Source organism: Flavobacterium reichenbachii, assembly GCF_002217435.1.
Taxonomy (GTDB): domain Bacteria; phylum Bacteroidota; class Bacteroidia; order Flavobacteriales; family Flavobacteriaceae; genus Flavobacterium; species Flavobacterium reichenbachii.
In genome coordinates, this window is sequence record NZ_MUHF01000031.1 from 59,405 (window position 1) to 77,234 (window position 17,830).

At 32.5% G+C, this 17,830-nt stretch carries 14 protein-coding genes; 6 read left to right on the plus strand and 8 right to left on the minus strand.

What is annotated here, in order from left to right; genetic code table 11:
• Nucleotides 1-54: 54 nt before the first annotated feature.
• The 3 genes from B0A68_RS22030 to B0A68_RS22040 all read left to right on the plus strand — a co-directional run bounded on the left by B0A68_RS22030 (nucleotide 55) and on the right by B0A68_RS22040 (nucleotide 4,601).
• Nucleotides 55-2,403, plus strand: a complete 2,349-nt coding sequence (locus tag B0A68_RS22030; RefSeq protein ID WP_035690072.1) for a S9 family peptidase — start codon at nucleotides 55-57, stop codon at nucleotides 2,401-2,403.
• A 70-nt stretch (nucleotides 2,404-2,473) separates the two neighbouring features.
• Nucleotides 2,474-3,427, plus strand: a complete 954-nt coding sequence (locus B0A68_RS22035; protein WP_035690074.1) for a phosphoribosylaminoimidazolesuccinocarboxamide synthase — start codon at nucleotides 2,474-2,476, stop codon at nucleotides 3,425-3,427.
• A gap of 94 nt (nucleotides 3,428-3,521) precedes the next feature.
• Nucleotides 3,522-4,601, plus strand: coding sequence for a glycoside hydrolase family 26 protein (locus B0A68_RS22040; protein ID WP_240475345.1), 1,080 nt, complete (start codon nucleotides 3,522-3,524; stop codon nucleotides 4,599-4,601).
• Between the two features lie 2 nt (nucleotides 4,602-4,603).
• On the opposite strand, the gene B0A68_RS22045 is transcribed toward B0A68_RS22040, so the two are convergent.
• Nucleotides 4,604-5,146, minus strand: a complete 543-nt coding sequence (locus B0A68_RS22045; protein ID WP_035690075.1) for an SRPBCC family protein — start codon at nucleotides 5,144-5,146, stop codon at nucleotides 4,604-4,606.
• A gap of 315 nt (nucleotides 5,147-5,461) precedes the next feature.
• Between B0A68_RS22045 and B0A68_RS22050 the strand changes: the two genes are divergently transcribed.
• Both B0A68_RS22050 and B0A68_RS22055 read left to right on the plus strand, forming a co-directional pair.
• The gene (locus tag B0A68_RS22050) at nucleotides 5,462-5,842 is read left to right on the plus strand and encodes an ankyrin repeat domain-containing protein (RefSeq protein ID WP_035690077.1); all 381 of its coding nucleotides are present in this window, start codon (nucleotides 5,462-5,464) and stop codon (nucleotides 5,840-5,842) included.
• A gap of 420 nt (nucleotides 5,843-6,262) precedes the next feature.
• A complete protein-coding gene (locus tag B0A68_RS22055) occupies nucleotides 6,263-6,643 on the plus strand; it encodes an ankyrin repeat domain-containing protein (protein WP_035690079.1) in 381 nt (126 codons plus the stop codon).
• Nucleotides 6,644-6,713: 70 nt separating this feature from the next.
• Here B0A68_RS22055 and B0A68_RS22060 read toward each other — a convergent pair whose 3' ends face one another.
• The 7 genes from B0A68_RS22060 to B0A68_RS22090 form a co-directional block, all read right to left on the minus strand.
• Nucleotides 6,714-7,316, minus strand: a complete 603-nt coding sequence (locus B0A68_RS22060; protein WP_035690081.1) for a DUF2238 domain-containing protein — start codon at nucleotides 7,314-7,316, stop codon at nucleotides 6,714-6,716.
• A gap of 117 nt (nucleotides 7,317-7,433) precedes the next feature.
• Entirely contained in the window at nucleotides 7,434-10,532 is a 3,099-nt protein-coding gene (locus tag B0A68_RS22065; RefSeq protein WP_035690082.1) for an efflux RND transporter permease subunit, read from the minus strand.
• Between the two features lie 3 nt (nucleotides 10,533-10,535).
• Nucleotides 10,536-11,621 (minus strand): efflux RND transporter periplasmic adaptor subunit, encoded by a 1,086-nt coding sequence (locus B0A68_RS22070; RefSeq protein WP_035690084.1) that lies wholly within the window; start codon nucleotides 11,619-11,621, stop codon nucleotides 10,536-10,538.
• 12 nt (nucleotides 11,622-11,633) lie between these two features.
• Entirely contained in the window at nucleotides 11,634-12,881 is a 1,248-nt protein-coding gene (locus B0A68_RS22075) for a TolC family protein (protein WP_051893001.1), read from the minus strand.
• Between the two features lie 90 nt (nucleotides 12,882-12,971).
• Nucleotides 12,972-14,336, minus strand: a complete 1,365-nt coding sequence (locus B0A68_RS22080) for a HAMP domain-containing sensor histidine kinase (RefSeq protein ID WP_035690085.1) — start codon at nucleotides 14,334-14,336, stop codon at nucleotides 12,972-12,974.
• Entirely contained in the window at nucleotides 14,333-15,013 is a 681-nt protein-coding gene (locus tag B0A68_RS22085) for a response regulator transcription factor (protein ID WP_035690086.1), read from the minus strand. Before B0A68_RS22085 ends, B0A68_RS22080 begins: the two co-directional genes overlap by 4 nt.
• A gap of 61 nt (nucleotides 15,014-15,074) precedes the next feature.
• The gene (locus B0A68_RS22090; protein WP_035690088.1) at nucleotides 15,075-16,163 is read right to left on the minus strand and encodes a M42 family metallopeptidase; all 1,089 of its coding nucleotides are present in this window, start codon (nucleotides 16,161-16,163) and stop codon (nucleotides 15,075-15,077) included.
• Between the two features lie 81 nt (nucleotides 16,164-16,244).
• On the opposite strand from B0A68_RS22090, the gene B0A68_RS22095 reads away from it, so the two are divergent.
• Nucleotides 16,245-16,940, plus strand: coding sequence for a DUF4294 domain-containing protein (locus B0A68_RS22095; RefSeq protein WP_035690089.1), 696 nt, complete (start codon nucleotides 16,245-16,247; stop codon nucleotides 16,938-16,940).
• The last annotated feature ends 890 nt before the right edge of the window (nucleotides 16,941-17,830 follow it).

The window sequence follows — 17,830 nt, forward strand, 5'->3', positions numbered from 1 at the left end:
ACTTTTTTTTAATTGCTTTCAAAGTGTATTTTTACGATCTCAAATACTACAATCATGACAAAAAACATTTTTATTCTTGCCTTTTTAGTTTTTTCTATAGCTGGAAACAGTCAAAATTTAAAATTAGAAGAAATTATGAAAGGGGAATCTTTTATTGGAAATCAACCTACAAACGGACGCTGGTCTCCAGATGGCAAAAAAGTATATTTTGAATGGAACCCGAAAGATGAGTGGGGCGCAAGTACTTATTTCTGGCAGAAAGGAATGGCAAAACCAGAACCTGCAACACCACAGGAAGCCGCTTTTTCGCAGTTTGATTTTTTAGGTAAACCAGGATCAGATGTGGTTTATTATATAAATAAAGGAAGTTTGTATTCGTATTCAATTCAGACCAAAACAACTAAGAAATTATTGCAGCAGTCTGCACCAATTTCTGATTTGAAATTAGGAAGTCAGAACGGAATATTGTTTTTTGAGCAGAATGATAATATTTTTAAATACAATACTAAAGAAGGAACGGTTTTACAAATTACCAATTTTAGTAAAGGAATAAAAAAAGATCCTAAACCAGAAAAAGAAACTTTTTTGAACGAACAGCAAAAAGAGTTGTTTCAGTTTATTAAAGATAAAGATGCTAAAAAACAATGGAATTTAGCTAAAAGCAAAGCGGTAAAATCTGATTTTGCAAAAAGTTATTTTTATGGAAATGATGAATTTAGAGGATTAAACATTAATCCAAACGGAAATTTTGCCACTTTTAGTTTAATAGAACTTCCTGAAGTTAAGAAAGAAAAAATGGAAGTTTTTATCACTTCAGATGGTTATAACCAAACTCCTGATACAAAAGAAAAAGTTTCTGTAAAGAATCTGGTAAAAACACGTTTTGGTATTTATTCGGCTGTTAAGGATTCTGTTTACTTTGTAAATTTTTCGACTTTAAGTCATATTCAGGATGTGCCTAAATATTACGAGCAGTATGATAATTTAAAAAATAAAGCAAAAGAAGATAAATTATTAGTTGCCAGCACTCCGGTTTATAATGAAGACGGTTCATTGGCAATTGTATCGATAAGAAGTCAGGATAATAAAGACAGATGGTTGGTAAATTTGAATCTCGACAAAGGAACTTTTGAAGAAATAGAACATCAGCATGACGAAGCCTGGATTGGCGGTCCCGGAATACCGTCTTACCCTTTTTCTTCTGGAAATTTGGAATTTTTAGCAGATAATGAAACGATTTATTTCCAGTCTGAAGCAACAGGATATTCTCATTTATATACTTACAACCTAAAAACAAAAAAGAAAACACAACTTACAAATGGTAATTGGGAAGTGAGAGATGTTGTATTGTCTAAAGATAAAAAGACATTTTACATCACAACAAACACTACACATCCGGGAAACAGAGTTTTTTATAAATTGAATCCTGCAGATGGAATTTTACAGCCAATTATTACTAAAGACGGAGCGAGTGAAGTAGTTTTATCTCCAGATGAAAAATCGCTTCTTGTTCGTTATTCTTATAAAAATATACCTTGGGATTTTTATATTGCGGAAAACAAAAAGAATACAACTTTGCAGCAAATTTCGTATTCGCAGTCAGAAAGTTTTAAAAAATACCAATGGAGAGAAGCTCAGGTTATTACTTTTAAAGCACAAGACGGAACTCCGGTAAACGCAAGATTATATACGCCAAAAACTGAAAATGCCAATAAAGCGGCAGTAATTTTTGTTCATGGTGCAGGATATCTGCAAAATGCACATAATTATTGGAGTAATTATTACAGAGAATATATGTTTCATAACTTACTAACTGATTTAGGTTATACTGTTTTGGATATTGATTATAGAGGAAGTGACGGTTACGGACGCGACTTTAGAACTGGAATTTATCGTTTTATGGGAGGAAAAGATTTATCTGATCATATTGACGGAAAGAAATATCTGGTTGATAATCTTGGAATTGATGCGAACAGAGTTGGTATTTATGGAGGTTCTTACGGTGGGTTTATTACTTTAATGGGAATGCTGACAACTCCAGGAGAATTTGCTTCGGGTGCTGCTTTGCGTTCGGTTACAGATTGGGCACATTACAATCACGGATATACAGGGAATATTTTAAATTTTCCTGAGACAGATCCTGAAGCATACAAAAAAAGTTCTCCGATATATTATGCAGATAATCTAAAAGGAAACTTGGTAATGCTGCACGGAATGGTAGACGACAACGTAGAATATAAGGATATTGTTCGTTTGTCACAACGTTTTATCGAATTGCAGAAAAAGAACTGGACTCTGGCTTCGTTTCCTGTAGAATCGCATGGATTTAAAGAAACATACTCATGGATTGACGAATACAGCAGAATCTTGAATTTATTTAATTCGACACTTTTAAAACAATAATTTTTTTCTTTGCGTGCTCTTTTAAATAGTTTTAAATTTGCATTCATAAAAAACAACACAACTAAGGAAAATGAGCAATACAATTACAACTACAAATTTTAATTTCCCGAATCAAAAATCTGTTTACCGCGGCAAAGTGAGAGAAGTTTACAATATAAACGACGAACTTTTGGTCATGGTAGCAACAGACAGACTTTCGGCTTTTGATGTAGTTTTACCAAAAGGGATTCCGTACAAAGGTCAGATTTTAAATCAGATTGCTACAAAATTCATGGAATTAACACAAGATATTGTTCCAAACTGGCTTATTGCTACACCAGATCCAAACGTTGCTGTTGGGCATTTATGCGAACCTTTTAAAGTAGAAATGGTTATTCGCGGTTATGTTTCAGGTCACGCGGCTAGGGAATATGCTTTAGGAAAAAGACAAATCTGTGGTGTTACAATGGCAGAAGGTCTTAAAGAAAATGATAAATTCCCGGAGCCAATTATTACGCCGACTACAAAAGCAGATAACGGATCTCATGACGAAGATATTTCTCGTGAAGATATTTTGGCTAAAGGAATTGTAACAGAAGAAGATTATATAGTATTAGAAAAATATACTCGTGATTTATTCCAGAGAGGAACTGAAATTGCTGCAAGCCGTGGTTTAATTTTAGTAGATACAAAGTATGAATTCGGAAAAACAAAAGATGGAGTTATTGTTTTGATTGATGAAATTCATACGCCGGATTCTTCACGTTATTTTTATGCTGACGGATATCAGGAAAGACAGCAAAAAGGGGAGGAGCAAAAGCAATTGTCTAAAGAATTTGTACGTCGCTGGCTGATCGAAAATGGTTTTCAAGGTCAGGAAGGACAACAGATTCCAGATATGACAGATGCTTACATTGAATCTGTGTCTGAAAGATATATCGAATTATATGAAAACATTCTGGGTGAAAAATTCGTAAAAGCAGACATTGACAATATAGATCAACGTATTGATAAAAATGTATTAGAATACCTTTCTTCTAAATAGTAACTTCGGGTTTAAAACTAACTACTTTAAACCATGAATTTTATCATAAATAAAAAAAATGTCCTGTTATCTCTTTTGATGGTAACAGGACATTTTGTTTTTTGCGCAGGTTGATAAGAATGCAACAAAGGAAACAAAAAACTTATATCGTAATTTAAAAATAATTTCAAAAAACAATATTCTTTTTGGGCATCAGCATGCACTCGAATATGGTCATGGCTGGTCTAATGAATCTAACAAGTCAGATGTTAAGTCTGTCACAGGTTCACATCCTGCAGTAGTTGGGATTGATTTTAGCGGATTTTCTGGGCAGTCTAAAGATGAAATTCAAAAGAACAAAGAAGGCTTAAAAAAAATTGTCGTTGATACATATAAGAGAGGCGGTATTACAACAGTTTCCTGGCATTTCTTAAATCCTGTTTCGGGTGGTGGATTCTATTGGAAAGATTCGATTTCAAAACCTGCAATGTCTTTAATTAAGCCGGGAGGAAATTATAATAAGCAATACAAAGAAATTTTGAAAACTATTGCCGATTTTGCTCATTCTGTAAAGACAGAGGACGGCACTTTGGCACCAATGATTTTTAGACCGTATCATGAATTTGACGGAAACTGGTTTTGGTGGGGTAAAAAATATACTTCACGTGAAGATTTTATAGCCGTTTGGCAGTTTACAATTTCATATCTAAGAGATACATTAGGCGTTCATAATTTTATATATGCTTTTTCTCCAGACAATCAATTTACAAATGAAACAGAATATTTAGAGCGTTATCCCGGCGATGATTATGTAGATATGTTTGGTATGGACGATTATGCAGACTTTGGAAGAGACGGAAAATACGATTTAGAAGCTGGACTTAAAAAACTAAAAATAATTTCTGATACAGGTATAATGAAAAATAAGCTTGCAGCATTTACCGAAACAGGTCTGGAATCCATTCCTAATCCTTCTTGGTGGACAGAAATTTTATTAAAAACTTTAAAATCTGAAAAATTAGAACTAGCCTATGTTTTAGTTTGGCGAAATGATATAACGAGTCCAACTCATTTTTATGCTCCATTTCCTGGTCAAGTCAGTGTCCCGGATTTTATAAAATTTTATAATGATCCCTATACATTGTTTGAAAATGATTTGAAAAATATTTACGGTAAAAATTTTAGTTTGAAATAATATTATTCTTCCTCCATTTTTGCCTTTAAGTTTTCAAGACCCTTTTGTAAATCATTTCCAATCATTTTATCCAGATGAAGCATTGGCAGCATTATATTTGAAGGATACGGGATTACACCGCTGATTCCCCATTTTACTTTGGTTTGATTGGTCGTAATCGCATCAGTAGATATAAATGCGATGGCGTTATCTTCCATAGGTTTTTTAAAACGCAGGGAGAAATCCAGACGTTTTCCTTCTGTAATTTTAGTGATTTCCTGTTCGCCTTCTCCAACTTCTTTTACATCGCTCTGCCAAACCGATATTGCTCCAACAGATCCGTCGGTTCCTTTGATGGTCGATTTCATTTTTGGGTCTATGTTTGCCCAAACACTAAACTCATTTTGATTTTGTAAATATCTTACATAGTTAAAAATACTGTCAGCAGGTTTATTTATGGTTATTTCCCTTTCTACAGCATAATTTCTAGGCATAAAATAAGCCGCAATTAATACTATTGACATAATTAAAATCAAGATCACCAGAATTTTTTTAATAACTCCCATAATTTATGTTTTTAAGATTAATTAATTGGTATTCTTATGTTTATGCTATATTCTTGCCAATAGTTTTTTAGGATTGAAGTGATTATTTACAGTAAAGTTATAAAGTATTTTATTGCGAAAATATTCTCTGCCCAAAAAAAATGTAATTTATTTTAATTTTTTATTCGCAAAAGTGCAACCTATTGAGTTGTTTAGTCGTCTATAGTAATGTAGTGAAGATTAAAAAAAATTTCAGGATAGTAATTTTGTTCTGGAATAATAAAATATCTAACTGCAAAACTAAAATCATCATCAATCAATTAACAAACAATCATCATGAAAAAATCAGTAATTATTTTAAGTACCGCATTCGTTTTATTTACAAATGCATCGATCACAGCAAATTGTAAATCTTTGGTAAAAAATCCAGTAACTTTTTCATCTTATTCCGTGTCGCCATTGCATATTGCTATAAGTAAAGGGGATATCGAAACAGTTAAAAAAAATATAGAGTATGGAGATGATGTCAACAAAATGTCGAGAGACATGTCGCCATTAATGGTAGCAGCACGATATAATAAAGTTGAAATCATTAAAATTTTATTACAAAATGGAGCTGATCTTAAACTGAAAAACGAGAAAGGGTTCACGGCATTAAATTATGCTGAATTCTCAAAAGCTGCAGAAGCTGTAGCTGTTTTAAGTGCCGTTAAATAATCATTTTAGTTTGAGTTCATATAAAAGGTCTTCTTGAAGGACCTTTTTTTATTTTCAATACAGAAATATCAAACTTCATTTGTTTTAGAATAATGTTCTTATAAAGTACTCATTTGTAGCTTTTAAATAGATTTATTTTTAACTAGGATTGATCAAAAAACACCCAAATTTCAAGTACGTCATTTTTTTTTACTTTTTTTTGTCTAAAACTGTAACATTTTCAATTTTCGAGCGTCTATTAGGTAGTAAATAAGAATTTGATAATGTCTGGTAGTATTTGTTCGTGTTTTATTAAGTTTATGTTAAGAAATAGTTAAAACATAGTACCTTGTAATACATAATAGATAAAAACAAATTACATTTGCATAAGAAATTAAAATCAATCATTTAAATCAAACCATTTTTAACAAAAAAATCATCATGAAAAAATCAGTAATTTATTTAGGAGCAGCTTTAGTAGCATTTGCAAATGTTTCAATGGCTTCAAACCACAATTTTGCAGTAAAAAATCAAATTGAGGTTACCAATTTCTTCTCATCACCTTTAAATGTTGCAATCAGCAAAGGAGATGTAGAGAGTGTGAAAAAATTTATAGAATATGGTGCTGATGTAAATAAGATATCAGAAGATATGTCACCTTTAATGGTTGCAGCTCGTTACAACAAAGTTGAAATTATTAAAATTTTATTAGCAAGTGGTGCAAAACCTAACGATAAAAATGAAAAAGGATATACAGCATTAAAATATGCAGAACTTTCTAAAGCAGATGATTGTATCGCAATTTTGAAAGATCTAAAATAACAGTTTACAAGTTTGAGTTAGTAAACAAACGGCCTTCTTTGAGCAGAAGGTCGTTTTTGTTTTTTATACTTTAAAGAGTAATCTTTTTAATTTGTTTATCCTGAATTCGAGAAAATACAATTAAGCCGATAACAGCCCCAATTGTTGCAAAAAGCATATCGGACTGAGTATCCCAAATATAACCCTGCGTTCCTAAAAAAGCATCTCCATCATCACCCGAAGCTACAGAAACAAACCATTCAATCCATTCGTAAGCAGCGCTGATGGCAAGACAAATACAAACAATAATAAAGTTGAAAAAACTTTTATTACTGATGACTTTTTTCCGAATAAACAATTCTCTTATAATCATTGCCGGAACTAAACCTTGAGCAAAATGTCCCACTTTATCATAATTATTTCTGCTTTGATGAAATACCTCTTTAATGTAATCGAATAAAGGCACCTGCGCATACGTATAATGTCCGCCTACAAAGAGAATGATACAGTGAATTAAAATCAAAGTATAAGTAAAATTGGTAAATCGAAATTTATTGAAAGTAACTGCTAAAATTGAAACTCCTATAAGAGCAGGGATAATTTCCAGAAAACAGGTAAAACCCTCATTAGGATTAATAACGGACCACAATAGCGTAATAAAAAAAAGTGCCAGCAGTAAATAAATGTATTTCATAGATATTAAATAAGATTGCAATATATTAAACTAAAATGTATTGGTACAAAAAAAGCACCATTATAAATAATGATGCTTCTTTCTCTATCAAAGTAATTTAACCAAAAATCCAACTTATTAATCGATCGGAACATGTTTTTTGCGGTTAAAAATCCAAAACAAAATTGGAAAAACCAACAAGGTTAAAACTGTTGCCGTCATAAGACCGCCAATAATTACAATAGCTAACGGTTTTTGTGATTCAGAACCAATTCCTGTAGAAATTGCAGCTGGTAATAATCCAATCGACGCCATCAACGCAGTCATTACTACTGCTCTGGTTCTGGCTTTTACACCCATAAAAATAGATTCTTCCAGTGTAAACTTAGCCTTTAGATTATGATGAAATTCTGATATCAGAATAACGCCGTTCTGGATACATATTCCAAGCAATGCAATAAATCCAACTCCTGCAGAAATTCCGAAATTCATTCTCGTAATATGCAGGGCTATAATGCCTCCAATAATGGCAAACGGAACATTTGCTAAAACCAATAAAGAGTCTTTAAAGTTTCCAAATAAAATAAACAATAAAACAAAGATTCCAATTAAACTAATGGGTACGACTTGAGCCAGACGCGCGCTGGCACGTACCTGATTTTCAAATTCTCCGGTCCATCCTGTAGTGTAACCTGCCGGCAGTTTCATTTTATTTACTTTTGCCTGCGCTTCTGCAATTGTACTTCCTAAATCACGATCACGTACAGAGAATTTTACTCCAATAAAACGTTTGGTATTGTCTCTGTAAATAAATGCAGGACCCGTAATGGTTTTAATATCGCAGATTTCTTTAAGCGGAATCTTAATCCCGCTTATTGTCGGTACTTTTATTTCGGCTAAATCTTTTTCATCTTTTCTATATTCTTTAGAAAAACGAACTCTGACATCAAATTTTTTCTCATCTTCATATTTTTCAGTAGCTGTTTTTCCTCCAAAAGCCAATTCTAAAACAGCTTGTGCATCGCTTAAAGTTACTCCGTAGGCGGCCATTTTTTCTCTGTCTAAAATGACACTAATTTCAGGCTGTCCAACATTTCTTAGAATTCCGGCATCTTTTATTCCGGGAATATCTTTTATTTCTGCTAAAACTTTATTGGCAAGTTCATCAAGTTTATTAAGATCATCTCCGTAGATTTTTACAGCGTTAGAAGCTTTAAATCCTGCAACAGATTCGGCTACGTTATCAATAACCGGTTGCGAATAATTATACGTGATTCCCTGATGAACTTTTAATTTATTATCCATTTCATTAATCAGGTCATCCATTGTAATTTTTCGAGTCCATTCAGATTTTGGTTTTAAATCAACCTGAAGCTGAATAAATCCAAATCCGTTAGGGTCAGTTCCATCATTACTTCGGCCTGTTTGAGACAGAACGTTTTTAACCTCTGGAAAACTTTCAAGATCTTTTCGGATCATAGCGGCGGTTTTTACACTTTCTGGCAGCGAAGTGCTCATTGGTAATTCTGCCGTTACCCATAGCGCACCTTCATTTAATTGTGGTAAAAACTCAGTTCCTAAGAAACCAGCAGAAAAGAAAACTGCTGCTAACAATCCCACAGAAGCAATTAAAGTTTGAACTTTATGCTTAAAGGTCCAGGCAAATCCTTTGCTTACAATCCTGTCCCAGAAATTTACAAACGGATTATTTTTTTCTTTTACATTTTTATTTAAAAGAATATGTGATAAAACCGGTACCAAAGTCAGCGTAAAAATAAGCGCTCCCATTAATGCAAAACCCAATGTAAAGGCTAGGGGAGAGAACATTTTTCCTTCTACTTTCTGAAAAGAAAAAATTGGAAGCAAAGCTGTAATAATGATTAATTTAGAAAAGAAAATAGCTTTACCCATTTCTGTTCCTGTTTTTTTAATCAAACTTCCTTTGGCAATTTTATTAAAAGCCGTCATTCCTAATTGATGCGCACGGTGATCCAAAACCACAAATAATCCCTCGACCATAACCACCGCACCATCAATGATAATTCCGAAATCTACTGCTCCTAAACTCAGTAAATTGGCACTCATTCCCATCATTTTAAGGCATAAAAATGCAAATAAAAGTGATAACGGAATTACAATAGAAACGGTAAAAGTAGTTCTCCAATCGGCCATAAATAAGAATACGACACAAGTAACTAAAATGATACCTTCAAATAAATTGTGCATTACGGTTTCGGTTGTGAAATTCATTAGATTATCACGATCGTAAAACGTTTGTATTTTTATATCTTTTGGAAGAATGTTGTCGTTTAGGTCTTTTATCTTAGCTTTAATCAAGGCAAGTGTTTCCTGAGGATTTTCTCCTTTACGCATTACTACGATACCTTCTACAGCATCATCATTTTTCCCTAAACCTGTTTGTCCTACTCTTGGCATCGAACTTTCGTAAACATCTGCTACATTCTTAACCAAAATAGGGTTTCCGTGGGCATCATCAACTATAATATTGCCAATGTCTTCTGTCGATTTTAATAATCCGACACCTCGAACAACAAAAGCTTGTCCGTTCTTTTCAATAACGTCACCGCCGACATTTAAGTTTCCGGCATTTACTGCATTATAAACCTGAAGAGGTGTAATGTTATATTTTGCCAGTTTTATAGGATCAACTCCAACTTCATACGTTTTTGTTTGTCCTCCAAATACATTTAAATCTGCAACACCAGGAAGTGCACGCAATTGTTTATCTATAACCCAGTTTTGGTATGTCAATAATTCCCTGCTGTCTCTGCTGTCACTTTTTACAATATACCTGAAAATTTCTCCCGTTGGGCCGTAAGGAGGCTGAACGTCTGGTTCTACATCATCCGGAAGTGAAACATTTTTTAATAAATTATTTACCTGAAAACGGGCAAAAGTATCGTCGACACCATCATCAAAAATAATTTTAATAACAGATAAACCAAACATTGTAATACTGCGGACACTAGTCTTCTTCTGTACTGAATTCATTGAAATCTCAATAGGAGAAGTAACAAAACGTTCTACCTCTTCAGCACTTTTTCCGTTCCATTGGGTAATAATGATAATCTGAGTATTAGTTACGTCAGGAAAAGCGTCAATTGGCATGTTCTTAAAGGAAATAAATCCTGCAACGGCCAGTAATCCAACCCAAAAGAAGGTGAATGCTTTATTCTTAAGCGAAAAAGCAATAATATTTTTTATGAATTTGTTCATGTCTTAGTTGTTTAAAGCACCATAAATAAACAATTGGTTATTGGTAATAACTTTCTCGTTTTCTTGTAATCCGCTCGAAATGTAAGTGATATCGCCAACTACTCTGAAAACTTCAACCTGTCTGGTTTCTATATTATTACGATCTTTATAAACCACAACAAAATTTTTACTTTTGTCAAAAACTATAGCTTTGCTGGGAATAGCGATCATAGATTTATTTTCTTTGAATGATAATTTGATATTGGCATTCATATCTGGTTTTAGCATATAATCTGGATTGCTCAGTTTAATACGTGCCTGCATCGCTTTTGTTTCCGGATCTATAACATTGTATATTTTATCCACTTTACCTTTAAAAATTTTGTCAGGATAACTCAAAGTTGTAACGGCGGCATCAGTTCCCAGTTTTACTTTATTAATATCAATTTCGTTAATATTTGCCATCGCCCATACTTCACTAATTTCGGCAATATCAAAAATATTTTCAGATCGGTCGTTTCTCAACAACATATCCTGATTAATACTTTTCTGAATGATAAACCCACTTATTGGAGCAGTCACCTCATAAATAGATCCTGCTTTAATATTATAAATTTTATAAGTTTCCTGAACTTTACTCAGTTGTGATTGTGCTTTATTAACTTCAGATTTTGCTTGAAGAACATCACTTTCAGAATTTAATTTTCCGTCAAAAAGTTCTTGGGCAACTTTTAGATTGTTTTTGGCAACTAGTAAATCATTTTTAGCATCAATTGACTGTTTTTCAAAATCAGCAACATCGGTACTTTTTATGGTTGCCAAAACTTGTCCTTTTTTTACATAATCTCCAAGTTCTACATTTACTTTCATCACGTTTCCGCCTACGAGAGGATAAACGTCGATCATTTTATTATTGTCGGCAGTAATTTTTCCGTAAAAACTCAACTCATTTTTCACAGGTTGTGTTTCTGCGGGAGCTGTAGATGTTGTTTTCAGCATAGCATCACTCAATACAAAAGAAGTATTAGTCTCAGGATTTTCAACTTCTTTTTTACAGCTTGTGATCGATAGACTCACAATCGCAATTCCTATAATTAGTTTATGTTTCATTTTTATTTAATTTTAAAATAAGTCTTTATTGATTGTACTATTTAATTCTTCTGCAGAAAGCGCTACTTTTTTCTTTAATTCATTTACCTGAATTGTAGCTTGATTATAACTTTCCATAAAATCGGTAAATTCAAGAATACTGATATTGCGCTTCTGGAAATTGATTAATATTCCGTTATAAACTGCTTCAAAATCTGCATTAACTGTAGGTTTAATTACGCTGTAGTTTTGTCGGGATTCGTCCCATTTAGTCCAGGCTGTTGTAATTTCAGTTTGCAATTGCAATTCAAAATTTTGTTTATCTACTTTAGATTGTTCCAGAATAGTCTGTGCATATTTTATGTTTCCTTTGTTTTTATTCCAAAGCGGTAACGGGATTCCAACTGTTACATTGGCTTCATTGTTGAATGCACCACTTCGCTGATCATAAGTTGCGCCCACAGTAATATCTGGTACAGAAAGAGATTTCTGCCATTTTACATTTAAGGTATTCGCATCTATTTCTTTTTGTTTTGCTAAATAATCAGGACGATTGGCAATTGCTTCAGTTTCAAAATTCTTCAAATCAAAATCAATTGTTTTAAGATATTTGTCAAATTCTTCTTTAGAAACTACTGGAACTACATTTTCTGTTTCATTCAATAAAAGTTTTAAGTTGCCTTGTTCTTCTATATTATCGTTTACAACTTCCATTCTTTCATTTTTAAAATTTAGATAAAGCGATTGCAGACGTACCACATCTTTTAGAGGAATATTTCCTTTTTGAGCCTGTATAGAATAAGAGTTTATTAAATTTTCAAGATGAGCAAGCTGTTTATCAGTTGTTTCTATATTTTTTGTATTGTAGTAAACAGTATAGAAACTCTTGCGTAATTGCAGTTTTAAAGTTCTCAATAGATCATTAAACTGTAGTTCTGCCAATTGCTCATTGGTTTGAGCAAGCTTAATCTCATTACGTTTTTTACCGCCGAGATAAATTAACTGCTCAATTCCAAAAACTTTCTGACCGTCTTTTCCAACATCAAAATATTTATTTCGTTCTGGATTATAAGCGTTTAATTCTGCTGTAATAGTAGGATTATCCCAAATTCGAGCTTGCATTGTCAAAGCTTTAGAAGCATCAATATTGTATTGAGATGCAAGTAAAAAAAGATTTTTCTTTAAAAATTGAGTTTCGCAGTCCTGAAGTGTGACTGTTTTTTGTGCGACACTTATCTGATTTATAAAGATCAGAAGTAATAATGCAAATAACTTTTTCATCGTATCATTTTTGTTTGATACAAAGATGCTATCGCAAGACTTTAAGACACCTTAAAACGGAGCTTAAAAAAACCTTAAAAAAGCTTACTATTATTTATTTAAAGGAAAGATCAATTGAAATAAATTGCGATTATCTTCTGTGACATCATATTGAATATTAGCTTGATGCAATGTAAGAATACGTTTTACAATTCTAAGCCCCAAGCCAAATCCTGTAGTTCCTTTAGAATTCTGTCCGCGCATAAAAGGCTGAAAAAGATTTTTTTGTTCTTCATCATTCAGCGTATTTCCTGTATTTGATACGGCAATAATAAGTTGATTTTCGTTTGAGCTTATTTTTACCTTAGCCTGTTTATTGTCGGAGTAAACACAGGCATTTTTTAAGACATTGCTCAAAGCTATTTCCAGAAGATTTTTATTTCCTTTTATTTCCAGAGCAGTGTCGAGATTTTCACTTTCTTCAATTTCAAACAAAATCGCAAAGTCAGGAAAGCTTTTGTTTAGACTTTCAATTGATGAAAATAAAATTTCATCCATGCGGTGTACTTCACTGTTTTCGTTATTCTTAGTGTCAATTTTCGATAAAATCAACAAAGAATTAATCAATTCGTTTAATTGATTGACATCAGATAAAATAGTTTTTAGAAAACTTTTGCTTTTATCACTTGTATTACCATCTGAAACAACATTTTCTATTTGAGAGGTAATTCTGGAAAGAGGCGTTCTAAGTTCATGCGAGGCATGTGCGGTAAATTCTTTTTGTTTCTGATACGAGATTTCAATCCGATCCATCATAAAATTGAACTCATTTGCAATTAAATCAATTTCATTATTGCTTTTTGTTTCAACACGTGTATCAAGATTGTTTTCGTTTATGTTTTTTATTCTTTGATGAAAATCATTTAGAGGATTCATCAGTTTTTTTACTGTGAATGAAGTAATAACCCAGCATAAACACGTGAAAAAAATGTAAGATACAATTAAAGTATAGCGTAAAAAAAGCAGTTTCTTTTTTCCGTAATTGTCTGTGGCTGATATTAGAGCATAAAAATCTTTGTCTTTTGTATCATAAAAAACACCGTAAACTTCATAATCTCCCTGCTGTTTAAAAAAAGTTTTATTTTTCTTAAGGTATTTCAAGTCATTAACAGACCAATTAATTTTAGCATCATCAATACTGCTGTAAATAAGCTTATAGTTCGAATCAAAAACCAAAGTTTTCTCATCGTACAATTTATTGATAGAATTTTGATCAATAATTTTTAAAAGCTGATTGTCAATCTGTTTTACATTTACCAAAAGTTTAATGTTAGACAAAGCTTTAATTTCTAATCGGTCACGAAATTCTTCTTTTCTGTAATTAGAATATAAAATGAATATCACAGTAGAAGCCAGCCCAAAAAGGATTGTAAAAAGTAAACTTACCAAAAGTGATATCCTGTTTTTTAATGTCATTCCTGATCGCTTAGATAATATCCGTAACCAACTTTGGTTCGAATAAGTTTAATTTCGTGGTCTTTGTCTATTTTTTTTCTCAAAAAATTAATGTAAACCTCAATCGTATTCTGATTAGTTTCTATATGGTAATCCCAAAGTTTTTCTGCTATAAACTGTTTCGAAAGTACTTTTCCTTTGGCTTGAGCCAAAATTAAAATCAGTTTAAATTCTTTTGGTGTTAGTTTTATTTCTTCACCAACGCGAAAAACTTTCATTTCTTCTTCTAAAATTTCCAAATCCTGAATTAGAATTTTTTTTTCGCTTTGCTGCGGAATTTCTTTTCTCCTTAATAAGGAAGAAATTCTAGCATGTAATTCTTCAAAATGAAATGGTTTTACCAAATAATCATCTGCGCCATTATCAAAAGAAGCCAATTTGTCTTCAATTTCACTAAAAGCAGTCAACATTATTATAGGTGTTTTTTTATCGACTTCTCGAATCCCTTTACAAACATCGATTCCATTTATTCCCGGCACATTAATGTCTAAAATTATTAAGTCATATTCATATGCTAAATATTTTTTCAATAATAACGATCCATCATAATAAGGAAAACACTCGAATCCTTTTGAAGTAAAGAATGCTGAGATTTCTTTAGATAAAGTAAAATCGTCTTCAAGTAATAGAATTTTCATGCTTGTTTGTATTTATCAATTCGGACATTATATGTTTAAATATCCGAATTGATTTTTAATATTATTTGAAATAAGAGAAAGTCTCATTATTTTCAATCTTCAATAATGACTCATAAATCAACTGAATCACATTTTCAACATCTTCTCTATGCACCATTTCTACAGTCGTATGCATATAACGCAAAGGTAAAGAGATTAAAGCAGACGCTACTCCGCCATTACTGTAAGCAAAGGCATCTGTATCAGTTCCCGTTGCTCGAGAAATTGCACTGCGTTGAAACGGAATTTTGTTTTCCTCTGCTGTATCTATAATTAAATCACGTAATTTGTTTTGCACCGCCGGAGCGTAAGCAATAACAGGACCACGGCCCATTTTAAGATCTCCTTCTACTTTTTTGTCAATCATTGGAGTGGTAGTATCATGACACACATCGGTAATTATAGCAACATTTGGTTTTATAGTTTGCGCAATCATTTCTGCACCACGAAGACCAATTTCTTCCTGAACAGAATTTACAATATACAAACCAAATGGTAATTCTTTTTTATTTTCGTGTAATAGACGAGCCACTTCTGCAATCATAAAACCGCCCATACGATTATCAATAGCGCGACAGACAAATTTATTTTCATTCAAAATCATAAATTCGTCAGGATATGTAATTACACATCCGACATGTACGCCCAGAGCTTCAACTTGTTCTTTGGTTTCGCATCCTAAATCAATAAAGATATTACTCAGTTTCGGAATTTCTTCTTTGTCACGTAATCTCGTATGAATAGCTGGCCATCCAAAAACACCTTTTACAATCCCTTTTTTGGTATGAATATGAACTCTCTTAGAAGGCGCAATCTGATGATCAGAACCACCATTTCGAATTACATATAGTAATCCATCATCTGTAATATAGTTTACATACCACGAAATTTCATCTGCGTGACCTTCAATTACTACCTTAAATGGCGCATCAGGATTAATAATACCCACCGCAGTACCATAAGTATCAGTAATAAAAGTGTCAACATATGGTTTTAAATAATTCATCCAAAGTTTTTGGCCTTCGCTTTCGTAACCAGTAGGAGAGGCGTTATTAAGGTAGCTCTCTAAAAAAGCTATAGACGTATCTTTTAAGATAGAATTTGTACTCATAAAAATATTTTTTCGCTAATTTATAAATTTGGTATTAGAGTTGTATATAAATATATAATTTTACATTTAAATTATGACTCCATGAGAATAACCAGCTGCATTTTGTTTTTTATATTATTTGCTTTTAATAGTCAGGCTCAAGTAACTCCTAAAGAAAATCAGGAAATGGGCTATATATTGACTGAACAAGATTCTATCTTAAATGATACAATTCAATTGCCGGAAATTATTATATCTAAAGAAAAACTGGATCCAGAAGCGCAAAAGCAATTTTTAATTCTTCAGAATCGGGTATATAAAACATATCCATATGCAAAACTTGCATCAGATAGACTAACTGCTTTAAATCAGGGAATGGCTCGATTAAAAACCAATCGCGAAAAGAAAAAGTATTTTAAAATAGTAGAAGACTATCTTAATAACGAATTTGAGGATAGGCTGAAGAAACTTTCGCGTAAACAAGGACAAATATTAGTAAAGCTGATTCATCGTCAAACCGGAATCACAACTTATGAACTTGTCAGAACTTTAAAAAGCGGCTTTAAAGCCTTTGTATCAAATACAACGGCAAATTTATTTGATATAAGTTTAAAAACCGAGTACAAACCATACGAAGTAAATGAAGACTATTTAATAGAAACAATTTTAATAAGAGGTTTCGAGTCTGGAAGATTAATAAATCAAAAACCGGCAAAACCAGTAGATTATAATGATCTTGCAGAGCAATGGCAGCAAAAAGCAAAAGCGCAAGCTCAAGTACAACCACAAAATAAATAATAAATCATACTACTATAAAATTTAGTTTCTAAATAGTTAAGAATAGATACATGTTATTTAATCATTTAAACCCAACAGATCTTCAGAATCTGTTGGGTTTATTTTTCTACCTATATATAGGTAGGAAATAAGACTATTACATATAAGATTAAAAGTGATGTGGACGTGATCGAAAAGTTCTCCGGTTTAAATGCTAATTATTGGGCTTAGCGAAATGGAACCCATTTTATATTTAGAGTTTTAGGAGCTTAATCCCGCTATCCGTTCCAATCTTTTGCTTTTTTAAAGAAAAAAGCAAAAGGATTTCCACTGCTATCGGGGCTGGGGGAGCAGGTTTCAAAAGAATCTTATTGTAATAAGAGGCAGCTTTAGGACAAAAGCACTAAAAAATCAGATCGGGCAAACCAGGAAAAGCAGACAAAACGGAACCTTTACGCCTTCGCGCCTTCGCGGTAAAACTGCCCCAATCCGGCTGAACCCAGCCAAAACGCTTTAAATCAGGCAAACCTCAAAAAAACTTTGAATTATAAAAAACAAGAAACCAGCAAGTTTTAAAAAAGGTGAAAATTATATAATAAAAAGTCTTGTAAATGTAAATAAAGGTGGTACTTTTGCACCCGCAGAAGCGACAGGCGTTCACTGAAATACTGGCAGGCATTTAAAATCGGTTGAAAATTTATTTTCAAAAAAAGATTAAAAAAAGCTTGTGAGATTTGAAAACAGATGTTACATTTGCACCCCGCAAAACACGGAAAGTTCATTGAAGAATTGGTAAGGTTGAGAAGAAAAAAGGAGATAAAAATTTCTTGAAAAAAACTTCAAAAAACATTTGCCGTTTAGAAATAAGTTTTCTACTTTTGCACCCGCTTTGAAACACAAGCGAAACAAAA

Excerpts from the sequence above, each read along its gene's own strand:
- B0A68_RS22070 (WP_035690084.1), bottom strand. The coding sequence starts at position 11,621 with ATGAAACATAAACTAATTATAGGAATTGCGATTGTGAGTCTATCGATC.
- B0A68_RS22060 (WP_035690081.1), bottom strand. The coding sequence starts at position 7,316 with ATGAAATACATTTATTTACTGCTGGCACTTTTTTTTATTACGCTATTG.
- B0A68_RS22045 (WP_035690075.1), bottom strand. The coding sequence starts at position 5,146 with ATGGGAGTTATTAAAAAAATTCTGGTGATCTTGATTTTAATTATGTCA.
- B0A68_RS22075 (WP_051893001.1), bottom strand. The coding sequence starts at position 12,881 with ATGAAAAAGTTATTTGCATTATTACTTCTGATCTTTATAAATCAGATA.
- B0A68_RS22050 (WP_035690077.1), top strand. The coding sequence starts at position 5,462 with ATGAAAAAATCAGTAATTATTTTAAGTACCGCATTCGTTTTATTTACA.
- B0A68_RS22080 (WP_035690085.1), bottom strand. The coding sequence starts at position 14,336 with ATGACATTAAAAAACAGGATATCACTTTTGGTAAGTTTACTTTTTACA.
- B0A68_RS22090 (WP_035690088.1), bottom strand. The coding sequence starts at position 16,163 with ATGAGTACAAATTCTATCTTAAAAGATACGTCTATAGCTTTTTTAGAG.
- B0A68_RS22055 (WP_035690079.1), top strand. The coding sequence starts at position 6,263 with ATGAAAAAATCAGTAATTTATTTAGGAGCAGCTTTAGTAGCATTTGCA.
- B0A68_RS22035 (WP_035690074.1), top strand. The coding sequence starts at position 2,474 with ATGAGCAATACAATTACAACTACAAATTTTAATTTCCCGAATCAAAAA.
- B0A68_RS22030 (WP_035690072.1), top strand. The coding sequence starts at position 55 with ATGACAAAAAACATTTTTATTCTTGCCTTTTTAGTTTTTTCTATAGCT.
- B0A68_RS22095 (WP_035690089.1), top strand. The coding sequence starts at position 16,245 with ATGAGAATAACCAGCTGCATTTTGTTTTTTATATTATTTGCTTTTAAT.
- B0A68_RS22065 (WP_035690082.1), bottom strand. The coding sequence starts at position 10,532 with ATGAACAAATTCATAAAAAATATTATTGCTTTTTCGCTTAAGAATAAA.
- B0A68_RS22085 (WP_035690086.1), bottom strand. The coding sequence starts at position 15,013 with ATGAAAATTCTATTACTTGAAGACGATTTTACTTTATCTAAAGAAATC.